This window comes from Pseudomonas sp. AU11447 (assembly GCF_001672555.2).
Taxonomy (GTDB): Bacteria; Pseudomonadota; Gammaproteobacteria; order Pseudomonadales; family Pseudomonadaceae; genus Pseudomonas; species Pseudomonas nitroreducens.
In genome coordinates, this window is sequence record NZ_LZDG02000058.1 from 34,459 (window position 1) to 51,480 (window position 17,022).

Sequence of the window (17,022 nt, forward strand, 5' to 3'; positions counted from 1 at the left end):
GACCGCCATGAAAAAATTCTGTTGTGCCGTTCTGGCACTGTTGCCGCTGACCGCCCTGGCCTATCCCATCGAAGTGGAGAAATCCCTCAAGGGCACCCAGGTGGACTATGACACCCAGGACATAGGCGACCAGATGGGTGCCATCATGCTGCGCAACAATGGTCAGGAGCAGGCGACCTGCACCGCAGTCTTCGTCAATGGCCCGGAAACTCCGCATGTCCGCAAGGCTTCCATCGCGCCGGGCAAGGAAGCCAACCTGACTTCCAGCTTCAGTCGCGCGGTAATCAAGCTGCGCATCAAGCTCACCTGCGTGCCGGGTTGAGTATTCTGCCGGACAAGACTAGAAGCAGTTTTGCGAGAAATCAATTTATTCGATAATTAGAAGCGATTATTTGCGCTTTTTTATCGATTTGTTCATCTCTAGGATGGCCTCCATCGACACATTCAATGACCGATGGAGGTCCAGTCCATGTCCCGCGTTCTCGTCATCGAAAGCAGTGCCCGCCAGGAAGGTTCCGTTTCCCGCCAGCTGACCCGCGATTTCATCGCGCAGTGGCAGGCTGCGCACCCGGCCGACGAGATCCAGGTTCGCGACCTGGCCATCGAACAGGTGCCGCACCTGGATGCCCACCTGCTGGGTGGCTGGATGAAGCCGGCCCAGGAGCACAGCGAGATCGAGCGCATCGCGCTGGAGCGCTCCAACCAACTGACGGCCGAACTGCAAGCCGCCGATGTGCTGGTGCTGGCCGCGCCGATGTACAACTTCGCCATCCCCAGCACGCTGAAGTCCTGGCTCGACCATGTGCTGCGCGCCGGTGTGACCTTCAAATACACCGAGACCGGCCCGCAGGGCCTGCTCACCGGCAAGCGCGCCTTCGTCCTGACCAGCCGTGGCGGCGTGTACGCCGGCGGCGCGCTGGATCACCAGGAACCCTACCTGCGCCAGGCGCTGGGCTTCGTCGGTATCCATGACGTGACCTTCATCCACGCCGAAGGCCTGAACATGGGCGGTGAATTCGCCGAGAAAGGCCTGGCCAAGGCCAAGGCGCAGCTCGCCGCCATTGCCTGACCCGCTTTCCGCTTGCGCGTCCTCCCGCTCCTGGACGCGACCGTGGCCGATTCCCTGCCTGGGAGTCGGCCATTTTTTATTCGCCGGCTACTTGACCGGCAGAAAACACATCCTTTCCGTTCGGGCTGTTCAAAGCATGATCAGCATGCTAAAAGAACCTAGAGCTGATCTAGCCGCTTGAAAAAGAAGGGAAAACCATGACCAAGTCGGAGTTGATCGAGAGAATCGTCACCCATCAGGGGCAGCTTTCCGCAAAGGATGTGGAGCTGGCGATCAAGACCATGCTTGAGCAAATGTCCCAGGCTCTGGCGACGGGGGATCGTATCGAAATCCGGGGGTTCGGCAGCTTCTCTCTGCACTACCGCGCACCGCGCGTGGGGCGTAATCCGAAAACCGGCGAGTCCGTGCGCCTGGACGGCAAGTTCGTCCCGCACTTCAAGCCCGGCAAGGAGCTGCGCGACCGCGTCAACGAACCCGAGTGACCCCGGGGTATCCGTCTTCAAGAAGGAGTGTCCATGCTTCGGGCAAAACGTTTCCTGCTGATTCTGGCGTTGGTCGTCCTGGCCGCCATCGTTGTGGTTTTCGTCCTGGAGAACCTGCAGTCCGCGCAGCTGACCTTCCTTGGCTGGCAGTCGCCGCAGTGGCCGCTGGTGGTCTTCATTTCCCTTGCCTTCATCCTTGGTGGCGTGATCGGCCTGCTGCTGAGCATCCCCTTCCGGGCGAAGGCGCATGCCCGCATGAGCGGCCTTCGCTCCGAAGTCACTCGTTTCCGCAAGGAGAATGACGCGCTGCGTGAAAAGTCGCTGACGGACCATGCCTAGCGTCATCGCCACGCTGTTCTTCTTCTGCGCCCTGGCCATCGGCTGGTGGATGGGGCGTCGTTCTCTTTCCCGGCCCCGGGAAGCCTCCGAAACCCATCTGCGGAGCCGTGTCCACAGCATGCACAACCTGCTGGAGCGACACTCCGACGATGCACTGGAAAGCCTGTCCCAGGGCTTGGTCGTCAGTCCGGAGACTCTCGAAAGCCACCTGCACGTCGGCAACCTGTTTCGCCGTCGCGGCGATATCGAGAAAGCCATCCACATTCACCAGGAACTGCTGGGCCGTGCCGGCGAGGATGGTTCGCTGGTTGCGCAGGTGCGCCTGGAGCTGGCGCGCGATTTCATCGCTGGCGGCCTGTTGGGTAGCGCCGAGGAGCTGCTGGACGACCTGACGCAGCAGCGCGATGAACCCATCTCCCTCGAAGCGCTGGATGAACAACGGCTGATCTGCGAGCGCGAGAAGAACTGGTCGCGCGCCATCGAGTTGGCCTCTCGCCTGGTCGCAAGTCGCCCCGAGCTGAGCGCGGCGTTGGCCAACTACTACTGCGAACTCGCCCAGGAGAAGGGCAGGACCGGCGATCGCAGTGCCATGCAGGAGCTGCTGCGTGAGGCTCGCCGTGTGGACAAGCGCTGCGTCCGCGCTCTGCTGATGCGGCTGGACTGCGAGTTGTGGCGCAAGGATCAGGTCGCTGCCGTGGCTACCGTCGGTGAGTTGGCGAGCGATGCCAAAGCCTTCCTCGGCGAGATCGTGCCGCTATTGCGTCGCCATGATGGCCTTGCCCGGCCCGAGTTGCTCGCCTGCCTGCGGGGGCTGGCCACCGGCGAGGAAGTGCCGCCGGCAATCCTCGCGCTACTGGCGCAAAGCGAGCAGCCGGTGGGGGCGTCCGGCTGGCGCGAGAGCCTGCTGGAGCGGGTGGAGCGTCATCCTTCCTGGCAAGGAGTCGGCGAGTACCTTGAAGTAGTCGGAAACGATGGCGAAAAAGACTCGGCAGCCGGAAAAATCGCTCCAATAATCATCGGTTTGTATAAGACAATGCCGCGCTATCGATGCGGCAAGTGTGGTTTCGCCGGCCGCGAACTGCACTGGCAATGCCCCAGCTGTCACGCTTGGAATGCGCTGCGACCGGTCATTTCGCCGCTCTGACGCGTTCGCTCAAACATGGAAGACGCCGCTGGCGTCAGGTTCTGCAGGTGCTGGATTGAAGGTTCTACTCACGGGCGCGACCGGTTTTGTCGGCCGAGGCGTGCTGGCTCGCTTGTGCCAGGAAGATGATGTGCAGGTTCGCGCCGCCCAGCGGAGCGCCAGCGTGCAACTCCCGGAAGATGTCGAGGTGGCGCTCATCGATGGGTTGAGCGTGGCGCAATCCTGGACGCAGGCCCTGCAAGGGATCGATGCAGTGATTCATTGCGCTGCCCGGGTTCACGTCATGGACGAGCGGGCTGCCGATCCGCTCGCCGAGTTTCGCGCAGTGAACGTCGAGGCGACCCGGCATCTGGCGCAGCAGGCCGCGGCGGCTGGCGTGAGGCGTTTTGTCTTTGTCAGTTCGATCAAGGTCAATGGCGAGGAAACGGCGCCAGGTCGGCCGTTCACGGCCGATGCCGAGCCGCAACCGCAGGACCCTTACGGCCAATCCAAGCTCGAGGCCGAGCAGGCCTTGTTCGAGGTTGCCCGGCAGACAGGGCTGGAGGTCGTGGTGGTGCGCCCGCCACTGGTCTACGGCCCAGGGGTCAAGGCCAACTTCGCCAGCCTGATGCGCGCCTTGCAGCGCCGTCTGCCGTTACCCTTCGGCGCTATCGACAATCGCCGCAGCCTGGTGGCCCGGGATAATCTGGTCGACCTGTTGGTGCTGTGCGCGCGCCATCCTGCGGCGGCAGGGCAGGTGTTCCTGGTCAGTGATGGGGAGGACCTGTCTACGGCCCGGCTGTGTCGCAGCCTGAGCAGGGCCATGGGCGTACACCCTCGTCTGCTGCCGGTTCCGGCGGGGTTGCTGCGCCTGCTGGGGCTGCTGACCGGGCGAGGCCAACAGGTTCAGCGCCTGCTGGGATCCCTGCAGGTGGATATTTCCGCAACTCGCAGCCGGCTGGGCTGGGCTCCTCCCGTCAGTGTCGAACAGGCCCTGCTGGAAACGGTGCAGGAGCGTGGTCAGGAGCAAGGACGATGAGTGCGGCATTGCTGCTTCTGGCTGTGTTCATTGCGTCCTGGGCCATGACGGCGGGGGTTCGTCGCTACGCGCTGGCGCGCAGCATCATGGATATTCCGAATGCCCGCAGTTCGCACCGGATTCCCACGCCGCGTGGTGGCGGTGTTGCAATTGTGCTGGGCTTTCTCGGCTGTCTGCCCCTGGCTGCCGTGCTCGGGATGATCGGCGGGGCCAGCCTGGTGGCTCTTCTGCCGGCCGGCGCCCTGGTTGCGGCCATTGGCTTCCTCGATGATCACCGCCATATTCCGGCACGCTGGCGGCTGCTGGGGCATTTTGTCGCTGCGCTGTGGCTGCTCTGCTGGCTGGGTGGCGTGCCTGTGTTGCCGCTCCCCTGGGGCGCGCTGGACCTGGGCCTGGCAGGCGACCTACTGGGACTGGTGTTCCTGGTGTGGCTGCTCAACCTTTACAACTTCATGGACGGCATCGACGGTATTGCCGGCCTGGAGGCCATCAGCGTCTGTTTGGGCGGAGCCCTCTGCGGCTGGGCCTTCGGGGCTGCGGAGCTGGTCTGGCTGCCGTTGCTGCTGGGCCTGGCGGCGGCGGGTTTCCTGGTCTGGAATTTCCCTCCCGCGCGAATTTTCATGGGCGATGCGGGCAGTGGTTTCCTCGGGTTGATCCTCGGCGGTCTGGCGCTGCAGGCCTCCTCGGTGGCCCCGCCGCTGATCTGGAGCTGGTTGATTCTCCTGGGTGTTTTCATCGTAGACGCGACGTTCACCCTGATTCATCGGCTGATGCGCGGCGAACGCGTCTACGAAGCGCATCGCAGCCATGCCTACCAGCGCGCTTCGCGGCGCTACGGCAGTCATCTGCGGGTATCGCTGGCGGTAACCGCGATCAACGTATTCTGGCTCCTGCCGCTGGCATTGCTGGTCGCGCTGGGGCATGTTTCAGGCTTGCTGGCGCTGATTGTGGCCTATGCTCCTTTGGTGCTTGTCGTAGCTCATCTGGGTGCAGGTCGTCCGGATGAACAGGATGTGAGCTGAACTCCGCCGGATTGGGTGGTCAATGTAGCGGGTGGAAAATTTCCTCTGCTCGGGAAAAGGACAAGCGCTGATGCTTCGAGAACGCCTGCTGAGGCTTCCGAGACGAAACAAACGGTTACTGCAGGTCACCACCGATATTTGCCTGGTGTGGTTTTCGCTGTGGCTCGCGTTCATCGTGCGACTGGGTACGGATGATCTGGAGTACCCGTTCCGCGTGCACGGCTGGTTGTTCTTCGCCGCCCCGGCAGTGGCAATTCCGCTGTTCATCCGCTTCGGCATGTACCGCGCGGTCATGCGCTATCTCGGCAACGACGCGCTGATCGCGATCTGGAAGGCGGTGACCATCTCGGCGCTGCTGTTGTCGCTGGTGGTTTACTGGAACCGCTCGGTAATCGAGGCGGTTCCGCGTTCATTGGTCCTGAATTACTGGTGGCTGAGCCTGCTGATGATCGGCGGATTGCGCCTGGCCATGCGCCAGTATTTCATGGGGGACTGGTACAGCACCGTGCAAGCCGTTCCGTTCCTCAAGCAACAGGATGGCTTGCCGAAGGTTGCCGTCTATGGTGCGGGCTCTGCCGGCAACCAACTGGTGGCCGCCTTGCGCCTCGGTCGCGCGATGCGCCCGGTAGCTTTCATCGATGACGATGACGAGATCGCCAACCGTGTCATTGCCGGCCTGCGCGTCTACAAGCCCAAGCATATCCAGCAGATGATCGACGAAACCGGCGTGCAGGAAGTGCTGCTGGCGGTTCCCTCTGCGACGCGCGCCCGCCGCCGCGAAATTCTCGGCTTGCTCGAGCCCTACCCGGTCCATGTGCGAAGCGTGCCGGGATTCATCGAACTGGCCAACGGCCGGGTGCGGGTGGATGACATCCAGGAAGTGGATATCGCCGACTTGCTCGGGCGTGACCCGGTCGAGCCGCGCAAGGAGTTGTTCGAACACTGTATCCGTGGCGAAGTGGTGATGGTCACTGGCGCGGGCGGCTCCATCGGCTCCGAACTTTGCCGACAGATCCTGGGTTCGTCGCCTACCGTGCTGGTGCTGTTCGAACACAGCGAATACAACCTCTACCGGGTGCACCAGGAGCTGGAGAGCCGCGTCAAGCGCGAGTCCCTCGCGGTGCAGCTGGTGCCGATCCTCGGCTCCGTGCGCAGTGCTGAGCGTCTGCTCGATGTCATGCGCACCTGGAAGGTCGCAACGGTCTATCACGCCGCGGCCTACAAGCATGTGCCCATCGTTGAGCACAATATTTCCGAAGGCGTGCTGAACAATGTGATAGGCACCTTGCATACCGCCCAGGTGGCGGTGCAGGCCGGTGTCGAGCACTTCGTGCTGATTTCCACCGACAAGGCAGTGCGCCCGACCAATGTGATGGGCAGCACCAAGCGCCTGGCGGAGATGATTCTGCAGGCCTTGAGCCAGGAATCTGCACCGGTGCTGTTCGGCGACAAGTCCGGCGTGCACCAGGTCAACAAGACCCGGTTCACCATGGTTCGCTTCGGTAATGTGCTGGGGTCCTCCGGTTCGGTCATTCCGCTGTTCCGCGAGCAGATCAAGCGCGGGGGGCCGGTTACCGTGACCCATCCCGGCATCACCCGTTACTTCATGACCATCCCGGAAGCGGCCCAACTGGTGATCCAGGCGGGCTCCATGGGGCGTGGCGGTGACGTCTTCGTGCTGGACATGGGGCAGCCGGTGAAGATTCTCGAGCTGGCCGAGCGGATGATCCACCTGTCCGGCCTGAGCGTCCGTTCCGAGCGCAATCCGCACGGTGACATTTCCATCGAGTTCAGCGGCTTGCGGCCCGGCGAAAAGCTCTATGAGGAGCTGCTGATCGGCGACAACGTCAGCGCCACCGAACACCCGATGATCATGAAGGCCAACGAGGAGCTGATGCACTGGGAGGGCTTCAAGCTCGTCCTGGCTGATCTGCTCAAGGCGGTAGACCAGGGCAATTACGCACGTGTGCGGCAGTTGCTGCGGGAAACCGTCAGCGGCTATTGCCCCGAGGGCGAGATCGTCGACCTGATCCATCAGCAGCGGCGGATGGAACCCTGAGTCGGGGTACTACCTAGCAGACAGCGCCGCTGCTGCGTCTGCGAGTCATGTCAGTCCTTTCTTGGTGAGCTGTCGGCGGCGCCGGAATCTGCCGCCGACTCTCTAAACCGGCGTTTTCATCAGTATTCCTGGCGATATGTTTTCCAGGCGGCGCAATCGCGCCTGCCTTGAAACCTGTTGCATCAAGGAACGATCCATGAAGAAGAGTCTGCTTTCCGTTGCGCGTCTGATTCTGTTGGCGGGCCTCTCGTTCGGTGGCGCCGCTCTGGCGGCCACCAATGGGGCCCCGGCCGTTAAACCTCCAGCCGAAACCACTGCTTCAGCCGAGAAGGCACCTGTTGCCCAGGTGGCGGCCGTGAATATCAACAGCGCATCGGCTGAAGAGTTGCAGCATTCCCTGAAAGGTATTGGCAAGGTGAAAGCCCAGGCCATCGTTGACTACCGTACAACCAACGGGCCGTTCACCACGGTCGATCAATTGCTGGAAGTGAAGGGCATCGGCAAGGGGACGCTGGACAAGAATCGCGACAAGATTTCGCTCTGAGCATTGCCAGGTGGAATGAAAAGGCCGGTCGTCGACCGGCTTTTTCATTGGGGCTCTTTCGAATCCTAAGGAAAAGACCCCGGCGTATGCCTAGGGCTTTGAATTTGGCTCCGCAACCTGGACTCGACGGCGTCAGCCGAACGCGCTTCAGCGCGGCCCCGAAGGGGAATCACCGAGGGCGCAGTCCCTGGCGAGAGTCCAGAGGCCCAATAAAAAAGCCCCCGGCGTGTGCCGAGGGCTTTGAATTTGGCTCCGCGACCTGGACTCGACGGCGTCAGCCGAACGCGCTTCAGCGCGGCCCCGAAGGGGGAATCACCTGGGACGTAGTCCCTGGAGAGAGTCCAGCGCCCAATAAAAAAGCCCCCGGCGTGTGCCGAGGGCTTCGAATTTGGCTCCGCGACCTGGACTCGAACCAGGGACCCAATGATTAACAGTCATTTGCTCTACCGACTGAGCTATCGCGGAACAACGGTGCGTATCTTACTGATTAAGAAGGGGAAGTCAACAATCAGGCGATGACTTCCCCTTAATTTTTTACAGCACCTGGACGATGGCGCGGGTGACGGTGTCCAGGTTGCCGTTGTTCAGCGCGGCCACGCAGATGCGGCCGGTGCCGACGGCGTAGATGCCGAATTCGTTCTTCAGGCGTTCAACCTGCTCGGCGGTGAGGCCGGAGTAGGAGAACATGCCGCGCTGCTGGGCAACGAAGCCGAAGTCGCGCTTGGCACCCTGGGCTGCCAGTTGGGCGACCATGGCTTCGCGCATGGCACGAATGCGGGTACGCATCTCGCCCAGTTCTTCTTCCCATACCGCACGCAGTTCCGGGCTGTTCAGCACGGAAGCGACGACGCTGGCGCCGTGGGTCGGCGGGTTGGAGTAGTTGGTGCGGATCACGCGCTTGACCTGAGACAGGACGCGGGCGGACTCCTCGCGGCTGTCGGTCACGACCGACAGAGCGCCAACGCGCTCGCCGTACAGCGAGAACGATTTGGAGAAGGAGCTGGAGACGAAGAAGTTCAGGCCGGACTGGGCGAACAGGCGCACAGCGGAGGCGTCTTCGTCGATGCCGTCACCGAAGCCCTGGTAGGCGATGTCCAGGAACGGCACGTGGCCCTTGGCTTTCAGAACGTCCAGCACCTGCTTCCAGTCGTCCATGGTCAGGTCGACGCCGGTCGGGTTGTGGCAGCAGGCGTGCAGAACGACAATGGACTGCGAGGGCAGGGCGTTGAGGTCTTCCAGCAGGCCGGCACGGTTCACGCCGTGGGTGGCGGCGTCGTAGTAACGGTAGTTCTGCACCGGGAAGCCGGCGGCTTCGAACAGGGCGCGGTGGTTTTCCCAGCTCGGGTCGCTGATGGCGACGGTGGCGTTGGGCAGCAGACGCTTGAGGAAGTCGGCGCCGGTTTTCAGCGCGCCGGTGCCGCCTACGGCCTGGGTGGTGACCACGCGGCCTTCGGCCAGCAGCTCGGAATCAGCGCCGAACAGCAGCTTCTGCACGCCCGAATCGTAGGCGGCGATGCCTTCGATCGGCAGGTAGCCGCGCGGAGCGTGGGCTTCGATGCGGGCCTTCTCCGCGGCCTGGACGGCGCGCAGCAACGGGAGGCGACCTTCCTCGTTGTAATACACGCCAACGCCCAGGTTGATCTTGCCCGGACGGGTATCGGCGTTGAAAGCTTCGTTCAGGCCCAGGATCGGGTCGCGGGGGGCCATTTCGACAGCGGAGAACAGACTCATTTTGGCAGCAGCTCTAAGGCGGGAGTGAAGTGCAATTGCAACCCACCCGCTCACGGCGCTGGGGGTTGCGTCGACGGGCCGGTATTATATAGGCCTCTATGGCAGGCGGCGAGTTGTCGCGCATGCTTTTCGACTGGTATGACGCTTTGGCGACCGAAGCGTCACACGTCAAAGCGAGGTTCCCATGTCGTTATTCCAGCTGGATTCGCGCTTCAAGCCCGCTGGCGATCAGCCAGAAGCCATCCGACAGATGGTTGAGGGGCTGGAAGCGGGCCTGTCGCACCAGACGCTGTTGGGGGTGACCGGCTCCGGCAAGACCTTCAGCATCGCCAACGTGATTTCCCAGGTTCAGCGCCCGACCATGGTGCTGGCGCCGAACAAGACCCTGGCCGCGCAGTTGTACGGCGAGTTCAAGACCTTCTTCCCGAACAACGCAGTGGAGTACTTCGTCTCCTACTACGATTATTACCAGCCCGAGGCCTATGTGCCGTCCTCGGACACCTACATCGAGAAGGATTCCTCGATCAACGACCACATCGAGCAGATGCGGTTGTCAGCGACCAAGGCGCTGCTGGAGCGCGAGGACGCGATCATCGTCTGCACCGTGTCGTCGATCTACGGCCTGGGCGACCCGGCGTCCTACCTGAAGATGGTCCTGCACCTGGACCGCGGCGACAAGATGGACCAGCGCGAGCTGCTACGCCGCCTGACCAGTCTTCAGTACACCCGCAACGACATGGATTTCGCCCGCGCTACCTTCCGCGTGCGCGGCGACGTGATCGATATCTTCCCGGCGGAATCGGACCTGGAGGCCATCCGCGTCGAACTGTTCGACGACGAAGTGGAGAACATCGCCGCCTTCGACCCGTTGACCGGCGAGGTGCTGACCAAGCTGCCGCGCTTCACCTTCTATCCCAAGAGCCATTACGTGACCCCGCGGGAAACGCTGCTGGAGGCGGTAGAGCACATCAAGGCCGAGCTGAAGGTGCGCCTGGAATACCTGCGCACCAACAACAAGCTGGTGGAAGCCCAGCGCCTGGAGCAGCGCACCCGCTTCGACCTGGAGATGATCCTCGAACTGGGCTACTGCAACGGCATCGAGAACTACTCGCGCTACCTCTCCGGGCGTGGTCCCGGCGAGCCGCCGCCCACCCTATACGACTACCTGCCGGCCAACTCGCTGCTGGTGATCGACGAATCCCACGTCAGCGTTCCCCAGGTCGGCGCCATGTACAAGGGCGACCGCTCGCGCAAGGAAACCCTGGTGGAGTACGGCTTCCGTCTGCCCTCGGCGTTGGACAACCGGCCGCTGCGTTTCGAAGAGTGGGAGGCGATCAGCCCGCAGACCATCTTCGTTTCGGCGACGCCCGGCCCGTATGAAGAACAGCACGCCGGTCGTGTGATCGAGCAGGTGGTGCGCCCCACCGGCCTGGTCGATCCGGAGGTGGAAATCCGCCCGGCGACCACCCAGGTGGACGACCTGCTCTCGGAGATCGGCAAGCGCGTGGCACTGGATCAACGCGTACTGGTCACCACCCTGACCAAGCGCATGGCCGAGGACCTGACCGACTACCTGGGCGACCACGACGTGCGCGTGCGCTACCTGCACTCGGATATCGACACCGTGGAGCGGGTGGAAATCATCCGCGACCTGCGCCTGGGCAAGTTCGACGTACTGGTGGGCATCAACCTGCTGCGTGAGGGCCTGGACATGCCGGAAGTGGCGCTGGTGGCCATCCTCGATGCGGACAAGGAGGGCTTCCTGCGTTCCGAGCGCTCGCTGATCCAGACCATCGGCCGCGCCGCGCGGAACCTGCACGGCAAGGCGATCCTCTACGCCGACAACATCACCGGTTCGATGCAGCGGGCGATCAACGAGACCGAGCGCCGCCGCACCAAGCAGGTGGCCTTCAACGAAGCGAACGGCATCGTGCCCAAGGGCGTCACCAAGGATATCAAGGACATCCTCGAAGGTGCCGTGGTGCCGGGCGCCAAGGGCAAGCGCCGCAGACTGGCGAAAGTGGCGGAGGAGAGCGGCCGCTACGACAACGAGCCGCGCACGCCGGACGAGATCGGCAAGCGCATCAAGCAGCTGGAAGAGCGCATGTACCAGTTGGCCCGTGACCTGGAGTTCGAGGCCGCGGCCGGCGTGCGCGACGAGATCGGCAAGTTGCGCGACCGCATCGTATCGATGGGCTGATCGACTCTTTGTAGGAGCGAGCTTGCTCGCGAATTGCCTGATGCCGGTGTGGCCGGCTGATTGAGCGTTCGCGAGCAAGCTCGCTCCTACAGCGTTTTGCGAGGCTAGGGACTCAATGCGCCCCGGCCGCCGCTCCAGAACCCACGCCCGCCGGCAACGGGCGCGTCAGCAACACCGCCACCATGCTGACTGCCAGCACAATGCCGATGGCATGGAAGGCGTCGTTGTAGGCCATGATCGCCGCCTGCTGGTGGACGATCTCGCTGATCTTGCCCAGTGCCGCCTGCTGTGTTCCCAACTGCGAAGTCAGCTGCGCCAGGCGTTCATCCACGGCGCCATTCACCGGCACCACCGCTTCGCGCAGGTAGTCGTAATAGACCTTGGCGCGGCTATCCAGCAGCGTGGCGAGTAGTGCGATGCCGATGGCGCCGCCCAGGTTGCGCAGAATATTGAACAAGCTGGAAGCCGAACCTGCGTCCTGCGGCTGCAGGTAGACGGTGGCGATCAGCGAGATGGTGACCATCACCATCGGTTGGCCAAGGGCGCGCAGCAGCTGGATCTGATTGAACTGCGGGCCGGCGAAGTCCGGATTGAGCACGCCGGAGAAGAAGCTCGCCATGCCGAACAGGCCAAAACCTACGGCGCACAGCAATCGCGGCTCGATGATCTTCATCAGCTTGGGGATCAGCGGGATGAGGAACAACTGCGGCACACCCATCCACATGATCACCTCGCCGATCTGCATGGCGTTGTAGCCCTGGATCTGCGCGAGATACAGCGGCAGCACGTAGATCGAGCCGTACAGTCCCATGCCCAGGCCGATGCTGGAAATGCTCGACAGGCCGAAGTTGCGGTTGCGCAGGATGCCCAGGTTGATCAGCGGGTTGGGCCGTGAGGTCTGCAGGATCACGAACAGAATCAGGCTGACCAGGGCGATGCTGCCCAGGCTGACGATCAGGTTCGATTCCAGCCAGTCCTTGCGGTGGCCTTCTTCCAGGAACACCTGCAGGCAGCCCAGGCCGATGGCCATGGTGACGATGCCGGCGTAGTCGGTGCTTTTCAGCAGTTCCCAGTGCGGCGGCTTCTTTTCCAGGCCGTAGAGCAGCCCGGCGATCATCAGCAGGCCCGGCGGGATGTTGATGTAGAAGATGTACTCCCAGCCGAAGTTCTCGGTCAGCCAGCCGCCCAGGGTCGGGCCGATGGAGGGCGCGAAAGTGGCGGTGATGGCGAACAGCGCCATGCCCTTGGGGCGGTGGTGCTCCGGCAGCTTGATCAGCGCCAGGGTGAACGCCAGCGGGATCAGCGCGCCGCCGGTGAAGCCCTGCATGGCGCGGAACACGATCATGCTCTCCAGGTTCCAGGCGAACGAGCAGAGCAGCGAGGAGAACAGGAAACCGACCGAGATCATCCACGCCAGCCGGCGCGCCGAGAGCAGCTGCACCAACCAGGCGGTGAGCGGGATCATGATGATTTCCGCCACCAGGTAGGAGGTGGAAATCCACGAGCCTTCCTCCAGGGTGGCGGCCAGCGCGCCCTGGATATCCTTCAGCGAGGAGTTGGTGATCTGGATGTCGAGAACCGCCATGAACGCGCCGAGCATGGCGCTGAACACGGCGATCCAGTCGCGGCGGGTCGGTTCCCCGACCGGCCGCACCAGGGCATCAGCGGACACGCAGCTCGACCTCGGCCTCGACGGACATGCCCGGGCGGATCAGGCCCTTGAGCGGGTTGTCGTCGGCGAAGGTGATCTTGACCGGGATGCGCTGCACCACCTTGGTGAAGTTGCCGGTGGCGTTGTCCGGCGGCAGCAGGCTGAACTGTGCGCCGGAGGCGGCGAACAGGCTCTGCACCTGGCCTTCGATGGGGGTGTCGGGGAAGGAGTCGAACACCAGTCGGGTGGTCTGGCCGGGGCGCATCTTGCCGATCTGGGTTTCCTTGAAGTTGGCCTGTACCCAGATGCCGTCGTCCGGCACCAGTGACAGCAGCTGGCTGCCGACCTGCACGTATTGGCCGACGCGGGCGCCGCGCTGGCCGACCAGGCCGCTGACCGGCGCGTGGATCTCGGTGCGGGCGAGGTTGATCTCGGCCTGGGTGATGTCGGCTCGGGCGCTCTCGATCTGCGCCTGCAGGCGCTGGATGTCGGTACCCAGGGTTTCGCGCTGTACGCGCTGGGCCTGCAGATCAGCCTGGGCCTTGGCCACCTGGGAGCGGGCGACGTTGGAGTCGGCGGCCAGGGTGGTGACGCGCTCTTCCGACACATAGCCGGGCTTGCGCAGCGCCTGGGCGCGGCCGAGATCAACTTCGGTGCGGCCGAGGGTGGCCTGGCTGGCGTTCACGTCGGCCGCGCTGGCGGCGATCATGCTGGTCTGGCCCTTGAGCTTGCTGCGCGCCTGCTCCAGCTCTGCCTCGCGGGTGGCCAGGGTGGCCTTGGCGCGGTCCAGCGCGAGCTGGAAGTCAGCGGCCTCCAGTTTTACCAGCAACTGGCCTTTCTCCACGTGCTGGTTGTCCTGCACCAGCACCTCGTCGACGCGGGCGCCGAGCTGGCTGGCAATGCGGGTGATCTCGCCCTGCACGTAAGCGTTATCGGTGGTCTCGACGAAGCGGCCGATGAAGTACCAGCGCGCCAGGAAGGCGAGGGCGACCACGGCGAGGATGACGAAGAACACGGTCAGGCGGCGTTGTAATTGTGCGGGCATAGGTAAACGAGCGTTTGGTTGGCCAAAAAAATGTTTGCCAATGTAACAGTGTTCCGTGGCGGCACGTAGCCGCTACACTTCGGAAACTTTGTTGCTTATAGGGAACAATCATGGGGCTGGATGATGCGCTGATCTTCACCCGCGTCGTGGAGCTGCACAGTTTCACCCAGGCGGCGCAAAGCCTGGGCATGCAGAAATCGACAGTGAGCCGGCGTATCGCTTTGCTGGAAGAGCGCCTGGGCGTGCGGTTGCTCAACCGCACCACGCGCAAGCTGCGCCTGACCGAAGTGGGGCAGGCGTACTACGACCGTTGCCGGCAGATCATGCATGACTTCGCCGAGGCCGAGCAGGCGGTGATGCAGTTGCAGCAGGCGCCCTCGGGATTGTTGCGGATCAGCGCGCCCATCGAGTTCGGCCAGATGTACCTGGCCAAGGTGCTGGGCGATTTCATGAACCTTTATCCACAGATCACCGCCGAGGTCGAACTGACCTCGCGCAACGTCGATCCGCTGGAGGAGGGTGTGGATATCGTCATCATGGTCGGCCAGCCGGAAGACTCGACCCTGATCGCCCGGCGCATGCTCACCACTAACCGCTGCCTGTGCGCCAGCCCGGACTACCTGGCGCTGCATGGCCGACCCGAGACGGTCGAGGAGTTGGCCGGCCATCGAGCGGTATTGTTGCAGGCCGATTCCCAACGCTACTGGCCGCTGCGCGGAGAAACCGTGCCGTGCCACCGGGTGCTCTCGTGCAACAACATCACCTTCGCCCGCGAGACAGTGCTGGCGGGGGCGGGAATCGCCTCGCTGCCGGAACTCATCGTTGACGAAGAACTGGCCAGCGGCCGCCTGGTCCGGGTGCTGCCACACATTCAGTTGCCGGTGGGCGAGCTCTACGCGGTCTACCCGTCGCGACGCTTCCAGGCGATGAAGGTGAAGGCCTTCCTCGACTTCCTGATCAACAACCTGCCTATCGATCCCGGTCGCTGGCTGGAGCCGAAGGCGGCCCGCCTGATACCATCGCACCCATGAGCGCGCGCGCCGTCGCGTGCTGTCGCCGCTTCACACGAAGAATTGCTTCACACGAGAGCCTTCATGACCACAGTCCGCACCCGTATCGCGCCGTCTCCCACCGGTGACCCGCACGTCGGCACCGCGTATATCGCGCTGTTCAACCTCTGCTTCGCCCGCCAGCACGGCGGTCAGTTCATCCTGCGTATCGAGGACACCGACCAGGTGCGTTCGACCCGCGAGTCGGAACAGCAGATCTTCGACGCACTGCGCTGGCTGGGTATCGAGTGGGATGAGGGCCCGGACGTCGGCGGCCCGCACGGCCCGTATCGGCAGAGCGAGCGTGGCGCCATCTATAAGCAGTACAGCGACGAGCTGGTCGAGAAGGGCCACGCCTTCCCCTGCTTCTGCTCTTCCGAGCGCCTCGACGCGCTGCGTTCCGAGCAGCAGGCGCGCAAGGAAACCCCGCGCTACGACGGCCATTGCATGCACATCCCGAAAGAGGAATCGGCCAAGCGCATCGCCGCTGGCGAATCCCACGTCGTGCGCATGAAGGTGCCGACCGAGGGCGTCTGCGTGGTGCCGGACATGCTCCGTGGCGACGTGGAAATCCCGTGGGACCGCATGGACATGCAGGTGCTGATGAAGGCCGACGGCCTGCCCACCTACTTCCTCGCCAACGTGGTCGACGACCACCTGATGGGCATCACCCACGTCCTCCGCGGCGAAGAGTGGCTGCCTTCGGCGCCCAAGCTGATCAAGCTGTACGAGTACTTCGGCTGGGAGCAGCCGGTGCTGTGCTACATGCCGCTGTTGCGCAACCCGGATAAGAGCAAGCTGTCCAAGCGCAAGAATCCCACCTCCATCACCTTCTACGAGCGCATGGGCCTGCTGCCCCAGGCGCTGTTGAACTACCTCGGCCGCATGGGCTGGTCCATGCCTGACGAGCGCGAGAAGTTCAGCCTCGCGGAGATGATCGAGCATTTCGACCTGTCCCGCGTGTCGCTGGGCGGGCCGATCTTCGACATCGAGAAGCTCTCCTGGCTGAACGGCCAGTGGATCCGCGAGCTGTCCGTCGAGGACTTCGCGAAGGAAGTGCAGAAGTGGGCGCTCAACCCCGAGTACCTGATGAAGATCGCCCCGCACGTGCAAGGCCGCGTGGAGAACTTCAGCCAGATCGCTCCGCTGGCCGGTTTCTTCTTCAGCGGCGGCGTGCAGCTGGACGCCAAGCTGTTCGAGCACAAGAAACTCGATGCCACCCAGGTTCGCCAGGTGCTGCAACTGGTCCTGTGGAAGCTCGAAGCGCTGCGCCATTGGGAGAAGGATCGCATCACCGCGACCATCCAGGCTGTGGCCGAACACCTGGGTCTCAAGCTGCGTGACGTGATGCCGCTGATGTTCCCGGCGATCACCGGCGCGGCCAGTTCGGTGTCGGTGCTCGACGCCATGGAAATCCTCGGTGCCGACCTGTCGCGCTATCGCTTGCGCCAGGCCCTGGAACTGCTGGGTGGTGCGTCGAAGAAAGAAGCCAAGGAGTGGGAAAAGATTCGCGACGCCATCGGCTCCTGAGTTCTTTCCTACACTGAAAAAGGCCGGGCGCTGCAAAGCCCCGGCCTTTTTCATACCCGCGTCGTTGATTGCGGACGTACCGGGGGAGGGCAGCCGAGCCGCGGATTTCGCCGGCCGGAAACCGCGGTGGTCACTTAAG

15 protein-coding genes and 1 tRNA gene are annotated in these 17,022 nt (G+C 63.3%); 12 read left to right on the top strand and 4 right to left on the bottom strand.

Annotated elements, in window-relative coordinates; all coding sequences use genetic code 11:
• The first annotated feature begins 7 nt into the window (after positions 1–7).
• From A6723_RS22370 to A6723_RS22410, 9 genes are all read left to right on the top strand, one after another.
• The gene (locus A6723_RS22370; protein WP_054907323.1) at positions 8–322 is read left to right on the top strand and encodes a hypothetical protein; all 315 of its coding nucleotides are present in this window, start codon (positions 8–10) and stop codon (positions 320–322) included.
• A gap of 147 nt (positions 323–469) precedes the next feature.
• Positions 470–1,069 (top strand): FMN-dependent NADH-azoreductase, encoded by a 600-nt coding sequence (locus A6723_RS22375; protein WP_054907324.1) that lies wholly within the window; start codon positions 470–472, stop codon positions 1,067–1,069.
• Positions 1,070–1,266: 197 nt separating this feature from the next.
• Entirely contained in the window at positions 1,267–1,551 is a 285-nt protein-coding gene (ihfB, locus tag A6723_RS22380) for an integration host factor subunit beta (RefSeq protein WP_003091441.1), read from the top strand.
• A gap of 33 nt (positions 1,552–1,584) precedes the next feature.
• Positions 1,585–1,890: a lipopolysaccharide assembly protein LapA domain-containing protein gene (locus A6723_RS22385; RefSeq protein WP_054907325.1), complete on the top strand. Its 306-nt coding sequence runs from the start codon at positions 1,585–1,587 to the stop codon at positions 1,888–1,890.
• Complete coding sequence (locus A6723_RS22390; RefSeq protein ID WP_054907326.1) at positions 1,883–3,034, top strand: tetratricopeptide repeat protein; 1,152 nt, start codon at positions 1,883–1,885, stop codon at positions 3,032–3,034. The genes A6723_RS22385 and A6723_RS22390 overlap by 8 nt, the downstream gene beginning before the upstream one ends.
• Positions 3,035–3,089: 55 nt before the next feature.
• Positions 3,090–4,052, top strand: coding sequence for an SDR family oxidoreductase (locus A6723_RS22395; RefSeq protein ID WP_054907327.1), 963 nt, complete (start codon positions 3,090–3,092; stop codon positions 4,050–4,052).
• Entirely contained in the window at positions 4,049–5,074 is a 1,026-nt protein-coding gene (locus A6723_RS22400; protein WP_054907328.1) for a glycosyltransferase family 4 protein, read from the top strand. The genes A6723_RS22395 and A6723_RS22400 overlap by 4 nt, the downstream gene beginning before the upstream one ends.
• A 70-nt stretch (positions 5,075–5,144) precedes the next feature.
• On the top strand, positions 5,145–7,133 hold the full coding sequence (locus A6723_RS22405; protein ID WP_054907329.1) for a nucleoside-diphosphate sugar epimerase/dehydratase: 1,989 nt from the start codon (positions 5,145–5,147) through the stop codon (positions 7,131–7,133).
• A gap of 196 nt (positions 7,134–7,329) precedes the next feature.
• Positions 7,330–7,677, top strand: coding sequence for a ComEA family DNA-binding protein (locus A6723_RS22410; protein ID WP_054907330.1), 348 nt, complete (start codon positions 7,330–7,332; stop codon positions 7,675–7,677).
• 389 nt (positions 7,678–8,066) lie between these two features.
• Here A6723_RS22410 and A6723_RS22415 read toward each other — a convergent pair.
• Positions 8,067–8,142, bottom strand: a tRNA-Asn gene (locus A6723_RS22415).
• A gap of 69 nt (positions 8,143–8,211) precedes the next feature.
• Positions 8,212–9,408, bottom strand: a complete 1,197-nt coding sequence (locus tag A6723_RS22420; RefSeq protein ID WP_054907331.1) for an amino acid aminotransferase — start codon at positions 9,406–9,408, stop codon at positions 8,212–8,214.
• A 184-nt stretch (positions 9,409–9,592) separates the two neighbouring features.
• On the opposite strand from A6723_RS22420, the gene uvrB reads away from it, so the two are divergent.
• A complete protein-coding gene (gene uvrB, locus A6723_RS22425; protein ID WP_054907332.1) occupies positions 9,593–11,608 on the top strand; it encodes an excinuclease ABC subunit UvrB in 2,016 nt (671 codons plus the stop codon).
• 112 nt (positions 11,609–11,720) lie between these two features.
• Here the strand turns inward: uvrB and A6723_RS22430 are convergent, their stop codons facing one another.
• The gene (locus A6723_RS22430; RefSeq protein WP_139093036.1) at positions 11,721–13,220 is read right to left on the bottom strand and encodes an MDR family MFS transporter; all 1,500 of its coding nucleotides are present in this window, start codon (positions 13,218–13,220) and stop codon (positions 11,721–11,723) included.
• 49 nt (positions 13,221–13,269) lie between these two features.
• Positions 13,270–14,304, bottom strand: coding sequence for an HlyD family secretion protein (locus A6723_RS22435; protein ID WP_054909153.1), 1,035 nt, complete (start codon positions 14,302–14,304; stop codon positions 13,270–13,272).
• Between the two features lie 110 nt (positions 14,305–14,414).
• On the opposite strand from A6723_RS22435, the gene A6723_RS22440 reads away from it, so the two are divergent.
• Positions 14,415–15,335 (top strand): LysR family transcriptional regulator, encoded by a 921-nt coding sequence (locus A6723_RS22440; RefSeq protein WP_054909154.1) that lies wholly within the window; start codon positions 14,415–14,417, stop codon positions 15,333–15,335.
• Between the two features lie 63 nt (positions 15,336–15,398).
• Positions 15,399–16,883 (top strand): glutamate--tRNA ligase, encoded by a 1,485-nt coding sequence (gene gltX / locus A6723_RS22445; protein WP_054909155.1) that lies wholly within the window; start codon positions 15,399–15,401, stop codon positions 16,881–16,883.
• The last annotated feature ends 139 nt before the right edge of the window (positions 16,884–17,022 follow it).

Coding starts and splice junctions, on each gene's coding strand:
- A6723_RS22440 (WP_054909154.1), top strand. CDS start 14,415: ATGGGGCTGGATGATGCGCTGATCTTCACCCGCGTCGTGGAGCTGCAC.
- A6723_RS22420 (WP_054907331.1), bottom strand. CDS start 9,408: ATGAGTCTGTTCTCCGCTGTCGAAATGGCCCCCCGCGACCCGATCCTG.
- A6723_RS22370 (WP_054907323.1), top strand. CDS start 8: ATGAAAAAATTCTGTTGTGCCGTTCTGGCACTGTTGCCGCTGACCGCC.
- uvrB (WP_054907332.1), top strand. CDS start 9,593: ATGTCGTTATTCCAGCTGGATTCGCGCTTCAAGCCCGCTGGCGATCAG.
- A6723_RS22390 (WP_054907326.1), top strand. CDS start 1,883: ATGCCTAGCGTCATCGCCACGCTGTTCTTCTTCTGCGCCCTGGCCATC.
- A6723_RS22435 (WP_054909153.1), bottom strand. CDS start 14,304: ATGCCCGCACAATTACAACGCCGCCTGACCGTGTTCTTCGTCATCCTC.
- ihfB (WP_003091441.1), top strand. CDS start 1,267: ATGACCAAGTCGGAGTTGATCGAGAGAATCGTCACCCATCAGGGGCAG.
- A6723_RS22400 (WP_054907328.1), top strand. CDS start 4,049: ATGAGTGCGGCATTGCTGCTTCTGGCTGTGTTCATTGCGTCCTGGGCC.
- A6723_RS22385 (WP_054907325.1), top strand. CDS start 1,585: ATGCTTCGGGCAAAACGTTTCCTGCTGATTCTGGCGTTGGTCGTCCTG.
- A6723_RS22375 (WP_054907324.1), top strand. CDS start 470: ATGTCCCGCGTTCTCGTCATCGAAAGCAGTGCCCGCCAGGAAGGTTCC.
- A6723_RS22405 (WP_054907329.1), top strand. CDS start 5,145: ATGCTTCGAGAACGCCTGCTGAGGCTTCCGAGACGAAACAAACGGTTA.
- A6723_RS22410 (WP_054907330.1), top strand. CDS start 7,330: ATGAAGAAGAGTCTGCTTTCCGTTGCGCGTCTGATTCTGTTGGCGGGC.
- gltX (WP_054909155.1), top strand. CDS start 15,399: ATGACCACAGTCCGCACCCGTATCGCGCCGTCTCCCACCGGTGACCCG.